The organism is Ruegeria sp. BC1, from assembly GCF_056539305.1.
On sequence record NZ_JBQFUT010000001.1, the window covers coordinates 194,348 to 206,821 of the forward strand.

At 57.6% G+C, this 12,474-nt stretch carries 10 protein-coding genes; 2 read left to right on the top strand and 8 right to left on the bottom strand.

The genetic code is table 11. The annotated features are described in order from the left end of the window. Positions 1-382 precede the first annotated feature (382 nt). Positions 383-1,444: an Mrp/NBP35 family ATP-binding protein gene (locus ACR0IY_RS00985; protein ID WP_480669891.1), complete on the top strand. Its 1,062-nt coding sequence runs from the start codon at positions 383-385 to the stop codon at positions 1,442-1,444. 127 nt (positions 1,445-1,571) lie between these two features. On the opposite strand, the gene ACR0IY_RS00990 is transcribed toward ACR0IY_RS00985, so the two are convergent. From ACR0IY_RS00990 to acs, 8 genes are all read right to left on the bottom strand, one after another. Then, the gene (locus ACR0IY_RS00990; protein ID WP_480669892.1) at positions 1,572-2,072 is read right to left on the bottom strand and encodes a flavin reductase family protein; all 501 of its coding nucleotides are present in this window, start codon (positions 2,070-2,072) and stop codon (positions 1,572-1,574) included. A gap of 89 nt (positions 2,073-2,161) precedes the next feature. Continuing rightward, the gene (locus ACR0IY_RS00995; RefSeq protein ID WP_480669893.1) at positions 2,162-3,574 is read right to left on the bottom strand and encodes a 3'-5' exonuclease; all 1,413 of its coding nucleotides are present in this window, start codon (positions 3,572-3,574) and stop codon (positions 2,162-2,164) included. Position 3,575: 1 nt separating this feature from the next. Beyond that, on the bottom strand, positions 3,576-4,094 hold the full coding sequence (locus tag ACR0IY_RS01000; RefSeq protein WP_480669894.1) for a hypothetical protein: 519 nt from the start codon (positions 4,092-4,094) through the stop codon (positions 3,576-3,578). Between the two features lie 50 nt (positions 4,095-4,144). Beyond that, positions 4,145-5,968 carry a DUF294 nucleotidyltransferase-like domain-containing protein gene (locus ACR0IY_RS01005; protein ID WP_480669895.1) on the bottom strand — a complete coding sequence of 608 codons (1,824 nt, stop codon included), beginning with the start codon at positions 5,966-5,968 and terminating at the stop codon, positions 4,145-4,147. Positions 5,969-6,076: 108 nt separating this feature from the next. Next, positions 6,077-7,861: a sodium:solute symporter family protein gene (locus ACR0IY_RS01010; protein WP_480669896.1), complete on the bottom strand. Its 1,785-nt coding sequence runs from the start codon at positions 7,859-7,861 to the stop codon at positions 6,077-6,079. 5 nt (positions 7,862-7,866) lie between these two features. After that, positions 7,867-8,151, bottom strand: a complete 285-nt coding sequence (locus ACR0IY_RS01015) for a DUF4212 domain-containing protein (protein WP_480669898.1) — start codon at positions 8,149-8,151, stop codon at positions 7,867-7,869. A 185-nt stretch (positions 8,152-8,336) separates the two neighbouring features. Then, the gene (locus ACR0IY_RS01020) at positions 8,337-9,020 is read right to left on the bottom strand and encodes an adenylate kinase (protein ID WP_480671091.1); all 684 of its coding nucleotides are present in this window, start codon (positions 9,018-9,020) and stop codon (positions 8,337-8,339) included. 7 nt (positions 9,021-9,027) lie between these two features. Beyond that, positions 9,028-10,992, bottom strand: a complete 1,965-nt coding sequence (gene acs / locus ACR0IY_RS01025; protein WP_480669900.1) for an acetate--CoA ligase — start codon at positions 10,990-10,992, stop codon at positions 9,028-9,030. A gap of 416 nt (positions 10,993-11,408) precedes the next feature. Between acs and ACR0IY_RS01030 the strand changes: the two genes are divergently transcribed. Further along, the gene (locus ACR0IY_RS01030; RefSeq protein ID WP_480671093.1) at positions 11,409-12,425 is read left to right on the top strand and encodes a C4-dicarboxylate TRAP transporter substrate-binding protein; all 1,017 of its coding nucleotides are present in this window, start codon (positions 11,409-11,411) and stop codon (positions 12,423-12,425) included. Positions 12,426-12,474 lie beyond the last annotated feature (49 nt).

Consider the following 12,474-nt stretch of genomic DNA (forward strand, 5'->3'; position numbering starts at 1 on the left):
GCCTCTGGTCGAAAAGGGCATTAATCCTCTTGTCATTCCTATCTGTGGAAGCAGGTGACTGGGTGCCCGGTTTTTCGCCATAAATCACCGCGTCACCTGCAAAAACGCGTATCCAAGTCTTGAGAGCGAAGCGAGGAGAGATATGTTGCAACAAACTCGACCTCAGTCGCGGCGTTTGGGTCAATTGCCTCCTGCGACTAAGAGGGACTGGCAGAGAGCGTCAAGCTCAGGCACAAAAGGATAACGCGTATGCTGCAGCCTCAAGGGCAGGCACCATATGCGCGAATTGATGGAAAGAGACGGAGACACATGCAATGAGCGGCGACCAACGCTTGTCGATACGCACAGCCCTGATGGCAGGGCGCATCAAGGAGAATAAGGCATGAGTGTTCGTGATGCGGTTCTGGCGAACCTGAAAAAGATCACCGACCCTGTTTCCGGTCAGGATATCGTTAGCGCCGGCGTAGTGAGGGCGTTGAATGTAGAAGGCGACACCGTTCGGTTCGTGCTGGAAGTCGATCCGAAACAGGCCGAACGCATGGAGCCGGTACGCGCCGCAGCCGAGCAGGCAGCCCAGCAAGTTGAGGGCGTTAGCAAGGTCTCGGCCATGATGACCGCGCATTCCGACAAGGCGCCGCCGGATCTGAAACCCAAACCGAAACCGTCCCAAACCGGCCCGCAAGCTGTTCCAGGTGTGGATCGGATCATCGCGGTCGCCTCGGGGAAGGGTGGTGTTGGTAAATCCACCGTCTCGGCTAACCTTGCCTGTGCGCTTGCTGCTGAAGGGCGGCGCGTTGGGCTGTTGGATGCGGATGTTTATGGCCCGTCGCAGCCTCGCATGCTGGGCGTCTCTGGCCGCCCGGCTAGCCCAGACGGAAAAACCATTTTACCATTGCGAAATCATGGCGTTACCATGATGTCGATGGGGTTGATGACCAAAGAAGGGCAAGCGGTCGTCTGGCGTGGCCCGATGCTTATGGGGGCGTTACAACAGATGATGTCTCAGGTGCAATGGGGGGAACTGGACGTTCTGATCGTAGATCTTCCGCCCGGAACCGGTGATGTTCAACTGACCCTGAGCCAGAAGTTCAAGGTGGACGGTGCCATTGTCGTTTCAACGCCGCAGGATGTGGCGCTGATTGACGCTCGCAAAGGGATCGACATGTTCAACCAGCTCAAGACGCCCATTGTCGGAATGATCGAGAACATGTCCACCCATATCTGTTCGAACTGTGGGCATGAAGAGCATGTTTTTGGTCACGGAGGCGTCGCATCCGAGGCCGAAGCTTTGGGCGTTCCGTTGCTGGGTGAAATCCCGCTGCACCTGGACATACGTGTAGCTGCTGATGGCGGCACGCCGATCGTGGTCAGCAAGCCTGACAGTGCGCAGGCGGAAGCATTCCGCAAAATCGCCCGTGACATGATCACCAAAGGCTACGCGTGACAAAGCCAACCTTCGCCCGTTGGTGTAATACCGACGGGTGAAGGTGCTGGAATCCACAATGATGTTTGGCGTAGGCCTTGCGGTCGCTGCAGGTCACAAGCTGGTGGCGACAAATACGGACTAAAGCTTAGAGCAGGTCCGCAAATCCGCCGAACTGACCGCGTTTGAAGATAAGGCCCTGACCGGTGCGGTACATAACCTGCTCGACTTCACCGACAATGATCAGGTGATCCCCAGCTTCGTGCTTGGCATGAAGCTTGCAGTCGAACCGGGCCAGACAGTTGGCCAAACGAGGGCGGCCCACATGGTCGGGTTCCCACTCGGCGTGCGAAAAATCCAACCCGTCGCGCGCGAAACGCAGCGCCTGATCTTGTTGCTCCTGCGCCATCACGTGAATTGAGTAGTGCTGACACGCGTTGAAAGAATTGAATCGGTACGAGTCTTTTGCCAGACACCAAAGCACCAGTGGCGGGTCAAGTGATACGGACGAAAACGAATTGACGGTAATCGCGCGCGGCCCTCTTTCGGTATTTGTGGTGATGACAGTTACACCGGTTCCGAAACATCCCAGGGCTTCGCGGAATGCAGTGCTTTTATCCGGCGTAGGGGTAAAGGTCTTTTCCGTCATCGTGCGCTCATGCTGTGGCCGCGCATCAGGTGCCACGGCCCGCCGGAATTGTCCATGAAAAGCTGAGTTCTGTCTGAATAATTTGATGTTCAGTTCAGATCTTCCAGCAGTCGCCCATGTTGCCGGGTCTGCTCGATGACGTCGCCAAATGTGTTCAGGCCGCGTGCTTTCAGCATCGGCAGCATTTTGACCAGCGTTTCGGCGGTGGCGATGGCATCCCCCAGCGCAGTGTGCCGCAGTTCGCGGGGTATCGTGACACCCAACCGATCACACAAGGCATCCAGTGTGTGTGTGTCGCTGGCTCCGAACAAGACGGCGGACAGCAGAACGGTGTCAAGAATGGGGTGATCCCATTCGACATTCATGCGCTTTGCATGACGTCGCAGGAATGCCATGTCGAACGGGGCGTTATGCGCCACGATCACCGCGCCCTGTGCGAAGTGGTGAAAAGTGCGACCGGCCTCGGCGATATCTGGTGCGCCCTGAACCATGTGATCACTGATCCTGTGGACTTTGGTCGACGCCAATGGGATCGGAATGCCCGGATCGACAAGCATGTCGAGCCTTTCGCCGTCGACTATCCGCCCGTTCACAACCCGGACCGCTCCGATCTGAACAATTTCATCCTTGTGCGGCAGCAAACCCGTCGTTTCAGTGTCAAAAACCACAAAGCACATCTGGTTCAGTGTGAGGGTTTCGAACCGCGTCTCGGTATCGCTGTTCAAAAGGTCAAAATCATAGACCAGAGGCCGCGCGGCCTCGGGCGATATATTGGCTGCACTATCATCAAAGATCAGCAGATATCCGGGCGCATCGCCTAACGGCTTCATCCGGGCTGTATAGGTCTGCGCGCCGTCGAAACTCATCAGAGAGCAGTCAACCTCCAGCCCGGTTTTGCACAATTTTTCATAAGCTTGCTCCAACGGCCGGGGTTGCAAGTATTCAAAAAGCGAAGCGTTCAAACGGGGATGCGCAATTTGGGCCAGAACGCCGGCGGCTTGACCATCGTAGAGAACAATTTTGTGGGTTGGGTTGGCCAGCACCATGGCTATTGGCACCTCGGTCAACAAGGCCGTCAGCCGCTGCTTTTCGGCGGCCAGATGCGCTGTTTCTGCGGCCACAGCTTCGGCGACATCCATCGTTTTGCCGGAAAGCTGATCCGCCAATCCGGCCGCCGCTGGGGCGAGATCGCCTAAATAGCGCGCGGCCTGCGCGTCGATATCCGTGTTGACACCCGCATGGGCGCGGGCGCGTAGCTGGGCCGAGAGACGTTCGATCGGTTTGGCGACATTGTCGTCAAACAGCAGCCAGACTGCGACAATCAGGCCGACAAAGCCGAACCCCATAACGATTTCGGCAAAGATGAAGGCATCCGCCAACTCTGCGTTTGCAACACGCCGATAGCTGACCCATAGCGCCACAGAGCTGACCGCTACTCCGCCAACGGCCAGCAGGCAGAAGAACAGAAAAATGCGCAGGCGCAGGCTTAGCCGGGTCAGCATGTTACACTCCGCAAGTGGCCGCGACGATCGGGTCCTCGGCGTTGACAGTCACCCATTCGGCGTTCAACAACTGACCTTCATCCCCGAACTCGGCGCCGTCGGCCAGACTGGCACGGGTATTGGCGGCGCAGTCCACGGCCACCGGCAGTTTCGATACCGGCGCCCAGCGGCCAAAGAAGTAAAGATCAACAAGCCGTTGTTCAGGCACCTGATCGTTTTTCCGTACCGACACAGTGTCAATTGCAGCGAACCGATCCACGAAGGGCACTGCATAGGTCCACGGACGATACAAGGCGCGGCTTTCAACTTCCTGAACCACAACCAGACTTTCGGGAAGGTTTTCAAGCTGACGGTCGTACCACGAATACTCGCTGGCGATGGTCATTCCGATCATACCCAGGCCTGCCGCGACCGGAGCCGCCCAACGGGGCAGGCGGCCACCCGTCAATTTGTTCACGACCATGACCAATCCCGCAAAGGCGATGCCTGCAAAGATGGTGCCAATCAGTTCCAGAAACATGTGTCTCTCCGAGTTTCGGGCGTCATAATTCGTTCTTAGCTGAGAAAGGGTTAGCTTAGCATTCCTTTTCCGTGGCCGACTGCCGATTGCATAGTTTTAACGACAACGAACGCGTCGCGTAGGTGACTCCGTTCAAAATCCGACAAGGTGGAGGGCGGAAGGTAGTTGTCCGGTTGCTTGTCCGATTTGACCAGCCTGACCTGATGTTCCAGTCGCGCTTCCGCAATCAGGTCGTAGGCGTCGAGCAGATCCCGTGCACCTGCCGGGCTGAGCACACCTGCTGCTTCGGCCGCTTTCAGGCGCGCGCGGGTGTTTGCTTGGGTCAACCGGCCCTGCAAGCTGTAGACACGGGCCAGATCAACCACCGGAACGACGCCGTTATGCTTCAGGTCCAACGTGTTACGATGATCACCCGAGCGTATGGTGGCAATTCCGCGCAACAGGCCAAGTGGTGGTGTATGTTTCAGCGAGTTTGAAATCATATGCGCCACAAAGATCGAGTTCGCATTGGCGGCGGCTAGAGTGTCGGCCTGTAGATCCGCGAACAGCTCGAACGCGCCACCGATGGGGCGCAAGTCAAACATGACGGAGGCCAGCATCTGCGCCTCGGGGTTCGGTTTGGCGATCCAACCCATGAAGTAGTCGCGCCAGACGCGCACGGGCTGACACCAGCGGGTATTGGTCGCCATCATGTCGCCGGGGCAATAGAAGTATCCGCAAGTGTCCAGCCCGTCCGAGACATATTTCGCCAGCTCTGCGAAATAGGCCATGTCGGATTCACTCACACTGTCATCCAGCATCAGGCAATTGTCCTGATCCGATACGCCAGTTTGTTCCTGCCGCCCCTGAGATCCGCAGGCCAGCCACAGATAAGGTACGGGCGGCGGGCCGAGTTTTTGCTCTGCCAGCGTCAGCAGACGGCGGGTGGCGGTGTCGGCAACATCGGTGATCAGGCGCGTCACGATCTCGTGCCGGTTGCCGCCTGCCACCAATTGTACCAAAAGCTGAGGGATTTCCGCAGTGACCTGAGCCATTTCGGACGCCGAACCAGCCCGGGCTATCCGGCGCACCAGTTCAGCGGAATTGACAGCCTGATAATGGGTTAGGTCGGTTTGCGTGACGATGCCGACCAGCTTGCCGCCATCGGAAATCGGAATGTGGCCGATACCACGCTCCATCATCACATGCAGCACGTCCGAACCTATATCGGCCGGAGACAGCGTAACCGGATCGGGTGTCATGATCGCTGATACCGGGGTCTCTTCGGGCATCCCGCCTGCCGCGTATTTCCCGGATACATCGCGCAACGTAACGATGCCCAACAACGTGTCGCCCTTAGTCACGCAAAGCGAAGAGATATGGCGGTCGCGCATGATCTGCGCCGCTTCGCGAACCGGTATTGAAGGCAGGCATGTGGCCGGGTTGTGGGCCATCAGGGTGTCAATGGAACTGGTCGCCAGACTCTGCGGGCCAGTACGCCCACCCCGTGTTCTGTTGAAGAAATTGGCGACGACCTCGTGGCCGTCGATCAATTCGCGCACCACATTGGGGGGCAGCACCATCAGTACCGATGGCGTATGGGCATGCGCATGAGTGGCCGCTTTGCCGTCTTTCAGCAGGCCACGTTCACCAAAGGAATTGCGCAAACCAAGATGTGAAACGACAGCTCCGTTTTCATCGGTGATCTCAACCTGGCCTTCATAAATCACAAAGACGCCGGGCAGGGTGTTGCCCAGCTCGTAAACAGGGAGCCCTTCATCGACTTCCCAGACTTCGATCTGGTTGGCCAGATCAGCCAATACGTCCGAAGGTAAGGCGTCATAAGGATGAACGGATTTCAGAAACCGGGTGATCTGGTCATGAGACAGGGGCATCAGAACTTCCTGGGTTTCTGTTGAAAAATCCCGCCCGGTAGAATGCCGGGCGGGAGTAGTCGGTCGAAAGACGCGGTACACGGATGTTATCCATATACCGCATCATGCTCAATGATCCTGAGCGACGCCTGCGCCACGGGGAATACGCACGCTTTCGACCAGTTCCTTGATCTCCTGCGGAGTCTCCTTGGTCATTCCGGCGACGACATAAGCCACACCAAAGTTGATCATTGCACCGATAGCACCGAACGACGTCGATTTGATCGGACCCAGCAGCGGATCGGCATCGGTGAACGAGTTGGTGCCCGGAATGAACAACCAGCCCTTGTGCAGAAAGATGTACACCAGGGTTACGGTCAGACCAGCCAACATACCCGCGACCGCACCGGTGTTGTTGATGCGGGTCGAGAAGATCCCCATCATCAGCGCCGGGAAGATCGAGGCAGCCGCCAGACCGAATGCCAGGGCAACCGTCTGCGCCGCAAAGCCCGGTGGGTTCAGACCCAGATAGGTCGCAACTACGATGGCCACGGCCATAGCGATCCGTGCTGCCAGCAGTTCGCCCTTTTCCGAAATCTGGGGGTTGATCGCACCCTTGATCAAGTCGTGGGACACCGCCGACGAGATCGCCAGCAACAGGCCCGCAGCGGTCGACAAGGCAGCAGCAAGACCACCGGCTGCGACCAGACCGATCACCCAACCCGGCAGGTTGGCAATCTCGGGGTTGGCCAGAACCAGGATGTCACGGTTGAACTTTGTCAGCTCGTTTCCAACCCAGCCCTTTTCTTCGGCCAGTGCCTGCATGTCGGCGTTCTGGTCGTTGTAGTACTGGATTTTACCGTCGCCGTTTTTGTCTTCCCAATCCAGCAGGCCGGTTTTCTGCCACGTTGCCATCCAGTCGTAACGCGCATCATTGTCGATCTCTTCGACCGATACTGCACCACCTTCGATGCCACCATTGGGCCACATCATGTCAGTGATGTTCAGACGGGCCATTGCGCCAACCGCAGGGGCGGTCAGGTACAGCAGCGCGATGAACACCAGCGCCCAGCCAGCGGACCAACGTGCGTCAGCAACTTTGGGCACGGTAAAGAAGCGCATGATCACGTGGGGCAGACCGGCAGTACCGATCATCAGCGATAGGGTGAACAGCACCATGTTCAGCGTGTTCGAGTGGTGGGCCGTGTAGTCGTTAAAGCCCAGCTCGGTCACGATGGCGTCCAGCTTGGTCAGCAGTGGCTCGCCACTTGCCGTATCACCGAACAGGCCAAGGGCCGGGATCGGGTTGCCGGTCAGTTGCAGCGAGATAAAGATCGCCGGGATGGTGTAGGCGGTGATCAGCACGCAGTACTGAGCGACCTGTGTATACGTCACGCCCTTCATCCCGCCGAACACCGCGTAGGCAAACACCACGGCGGCACCGATCAGCAGGCCGGAGGTGTTGGACACCTCAAGGAAACGACCGAAGGCGACGCCAACGCCGGTCATCTGACCGATCACGTAAGTTACCGAAGCCACGATCAGGCAGATCACCGCAACGATACGGGCTGTCTGGCTGTAGAAACGGTCGCCGATGAACTCTGACACAGTGAACTTGCCGAACTTGCGCAGGTAGGGCGCGAGCAGCAGCGCCAGCAGCACATAGCCGCCGGTCCAACCCATCAGGAACGAACTGTTGTCATAGCCGGTAAAGGCAATCAGGCCCGCCATCGAGATGAACGAGGCCGCAGACATCCAGTCTGCCGCTGTCGCCATACCGTTGGTGACCGGGTGAACGCCGCGACCGGCGGCGTAGAATTCTGACGTGGACCCCGCGCGAGCCCAGATCGCGATGCCGATGTAAAGCGCAAAGGACGCGCCCACAAACAGCAGGTTGATGGTAAACTGGTCCATGGGGGTTACTCCTCCTCAACGCCGTATTCGGCGTCCAGTTTGTTCATGCGCCAGGCGTAGTTGAAGATCAGCACCAGAAAGACCAGGATCGATCCCTGTTGGGCGAACCAAAAGCCCAGATCGGTGCCGCCAACGGAAATACCCGACAGCAGCGGACGCAGCAGAATGCCGAATCCAAACGACACCAGCGCCCAGATTGCGAGGCTGATGTAGATGAGACGCAGGTTGGCCTGCCAATAGCCCTTGTCGGCTTCGGCAGTCTGCGCGGAGTTTGTGGTTTGATCCGCCATTGCGGGTTCCTCCTTCGCTTCCTCCTTGGGCGGCCCGTTGAACAAATCCTCCAGCGCGCGGGACCGCTTTTCGATATGCCGGATGCCCGGGTGGCATCAGGCAAGACTTCTCCGGTCCGCCAGGGCGGGTCCTTTGAAGTTTTCTTTAAGGAACTCGGCCCTAATTCAGGGCGGGCCGTATTCCCTTAGTTCATTGCGTCGCTGACAATCCTTTCCAGATTGCCCGCGATGTCTTCGATATTGCCCATTGCGTTCAGACCTTTGAGAACACCATGGCCTTGGTAATAGGTGATCAGCGGCGCGGTTTGTGCGTGATATGCGGCCAGCCGCGAGGCTACGGTTTCCGCGTTGTCATCCGCGCGGCGGTTGAATTCGGTGTGGCCACACTTGTCGCATTTGCCGTCTTCTTCCGGCTGCTTGAACTGATCATGATACCCTTCACCGCAACCGGCGCAGGTGTAGCGGCCCGAGATGCGGATCACCATTTCGGCATCCTCGACCTCAAGGCTGATCGCTGCATTGATCTTTTGGCCCGTCGAACCAAGCAGCCCGTCCAGCGCCTGGGCCTGAACGGTGGTGCGGGGAAAACCGTCGAGGATGACACCTTTGGCGCAATCAGACTGGGCCATGCGATCGCGCAGGATGGCGATGACGATCTCATCGCTGACCAGATCACCAGCTTCCATTACGGCCTTGGCGGCATTACCGGCCTCGGTGCCAGCGGCCACAGCTTCGCGCAGCAGGTCGCCGGTGCTGAGTTGCACCAGACCGAACTTTTCCTCGAGCATACGCGCCTGCGTGCCCTTCCCGGCGCCCGGAGGGCCGAGAAGGATCAGAACTGTGGGGGATAGGGTTGTGGCAGCGTCCATCATATCCTCACTTGTTCGCACGATTTTCGATCAGGTCTTCAACGACCGACGGATCGGCCAACGTTGACGTATCACCAAGCGAACCAAAGTCGTTCTCGGCGATCTTGCGCAGGATGCGGCGCATGATCTTGCCAGAGCGTGTCTTTGGCAGGCCCGGGGCCCACTGGATTACATCTGGGCTGGCAATGGGGCCAATCTCGGTCCGGACCCATGTGCGCAGTTCTTTCAGTAGGTCATCCGAAGGCTCACGATCATTCATCAGCGTGACGTAGCAATAGATGCCTTGCCCTTTGATTTCATGGGGGTAACCGACCACGGCGGCCTCGGCCACGGCGGCGTGCGCAACCAGCGCGCTTTCCACTTCGGCGGTTCCCATGCGGTGGCCCGAGACGTTGATCACGTCGTCGACGCGACCGGTGATCCAGTAATCGCCATCCTCATCCCGGCGGCAACCGTCGCCGGTGAAATAGTAGCCTTTGTAGTCCGAGAAATAGGTCTTTTCGAACCGCTCATGGTCACCCCAAACGGTGCGCATCTGACCGGGCCAGCTGTCCTTGATGCACAGAACACCCTCGACACCGTTGCCGTCGATCTCAACCCCGGATTGCGGGTCCAGAACAACGGGTTGAATGCCAAAGAAGGGTTTCATGGCCGAGCCGGGCTTCATCGCATGCGCGCCGGGCAGTGGTGTCATCAGGTGACCGCCGGTTTCGGTCTGCCACCATGTGTCGACGATAGGACAATTTCCTTTGCCGACGACCTCGTTGTACCAGTTCCAGGCTTCCGGGTTGATTGGTTCGCCCACGGTACCCAGAGTGCGCAGGTCACTCAGATCACACTTCTCAACGAATTCATTCCCCTGACCCATGAGGGCGCGAATTGCGGTTGGCGCCGTGTAGAACTGATTCACCTTGTGCTTTTCACAGACCTGCCAGAACCGCGAGGCATCAGGGTAAGTCGGAACACCTTCGAACATCAGCGTGGTCGCCCCATTGGCCAGCGGGCCATAGACGATATAGCTGTGGCCAGTGACCCAGCCCACGTCAGCGGTACACCAGTACACGTCGCCTTCGTGGTAATCGAAGGTGATCTCATGCGTCATCGCAGCATAGACCAGATAGCCACCCGTGGTGTGCACAACGCCCTTGGGCTGGCCAGTCGAGCCGGAAGTATAGAGAATGAACAGCGGGTCTTCTGCGTTCATCTCTGCGGGCGCGCAATAGTCATCCGCCTCCAGCGCCATCTCGTTGTAGTCAAAATCCCGGCCATCAACCCATGTGGTTTGACCGCCTGTGCGCTTGACGACCAGACACTTAACTGTGTCCTTGCAATGCAGCAGTGCCGCGTCCGCGTTCGATTTGAGCGGCGTCTTGCGACCACCTCGGGGTGCCTCGTCGGCGGTGATGACAACCTTTGCATCGCACCCGTTGATCCGGGCCGCCAGCGCGTCAGGCGAGAAGCCTGCGAATACGATCGAGTGGATCGCGCCAATGCGCGCGCAGGCCAGCATGGCATAGGCGGCCTCGGGGATCATCGGCAGGTAGATGACAACGCGGTCACCTTTACGCACGCCCATGGACTCCAGAATATTGGCCATACGGCAGGTGCGGCGGTGCAGCTCAGCATAAGTGATGTGCTGGGCTTCATCGTTTGGATCATCTGGCTCCCAGATGATCGCGGTTTGATCGCCGCGTGTTTTCAGGTGGCGATCCAGACAGTTGGCGGACACATTCAACGTACCGTCAGCATACCAGTTTATGCCGACCGAACCGAAGTCGTAGCTGACATCTTTGACCTGAGTATAGGGCTTGATCCAGTCGACTCGCTTGCCTTGCTCATCCCAAAACGCCACAGGATCTTCGATCGAGGCCTTGTACATCTGGTTATACTTGTCGGCATCGACATGGGCGCGGGCAACAGTTTCGGCGGATGGCGGAAATACGTTGGCATCTGCCTGGGCAACGGTTGTCATTCTGAGGCTCCTCCCTCTGGACTTCATTTCACTGGGCCGAATCTTGCTCGCAGAACGGGCGATGTCGACCCGTTTCCTCCCTTGGGGAAATAATAGGCGGAATTGAAAACAATGGAATAAATTACCGAAATTCCAGCATTTGTTTGTAAATTAATTTTACTTTCACCTGTACATCAGTAAAGAAAATTTTTTTGGCTTGTAAAACAGTAAATAAAACAATGCAGTAAGTGTAATGAATTTTAACGCTGGCTAAGCGCGCGGTATCCGAAAATTTCAACCCTTCAATTACACCTTTTTGTTGTTAGCGCTGGCAGTCGCCGGTTCGTGGGTCAGTCTTGGGTTGGCACATTTGGATGTTGGCGCTAGCTTTGATCTCAAGCGCTTGCACAAGAAGCGCAACAAAGGGAGAAATCATGATGAAAAAAATGTTGAGCGGCGCAGCCGTCGCCGCCTTGGGTGTTGCATTCGCCTTCGAAGCAGCCGCAACCGAATGGAACGCGTCTGTCTGGGGTAAGCGCCGCGCGTTCACCGAACATGTTGAAAAGCTGGCTGAACTGGTAAATGAAAAAACCGGCGGCGACTTCACGATCAACGTCAGTTATGGCGGCCTTTCCAAACCCAGGGAAAATCTGGACGGCATTGAGATTGGCGCTTTTGAGATGGCGCAGTTCTGCGCTGGGTACCACCGCGACAAAAACCGCGCGATCACAGTGCTTGAACTGCCATTCCTTGGTGTAAACACGTTGGATGAAGAGGTGGCCGTCAGCCATGCGGTGTATGACCACCCGGCGGTCAAGGATGAGATGGCACAGTGGAACGCACGCATCATAATGACGTCGCCGATGCCGCAGTACAATTTGGTCGGAACTGGCGATCCACGCGACGAACTTGCGGATTTTGACGGCATGCGTGTTCGCGCCACCGGCGGTTTGGGTCAAGCATTCGAAGCAGTCGGAGGCGTTCCAACTTCGGTTCCCGCGACCGAAGCGTTCAACGCCATGGAGTCCGGTGTCGTCGATACGGTTGCGTTTGCCCAGCATGCCCACCTTTCATTTGGCACGATCAACGAGGCCGACTGGTGGACCGCCAACCTGAACCCCGGCACCGTCAACTGCCCCGTTGTGGTAAATATCGAAGCCTATGAAGCACTGTCCCCCGAGCATCGCGAGGCCCTGGACAGCTCGATCGGTGAGGCGATTGACCACTATCTCGCCAACTATGGTGGGCTTCTTGAAAAGTGGGATGGCGTTCTTGCCGAAAAAGGCGTTGAGAAAGTTCAAATTGACGATGCCGTGATTGAGGAATTCCGCACCAAGGCGGCTGACCCGATCCGCGAGCAGTGGATTGCAGACATGTCGGCACAGGGTCTGCCAGCGCAAGACCTCTATGATCTGGTTCAAACCACGCTCCAGCAACAGCGCGGCGGAAACTGATCGTCTGAGCCGGGTGCCCGACCGGGCACCCGGACGCCAAACTTAAGAC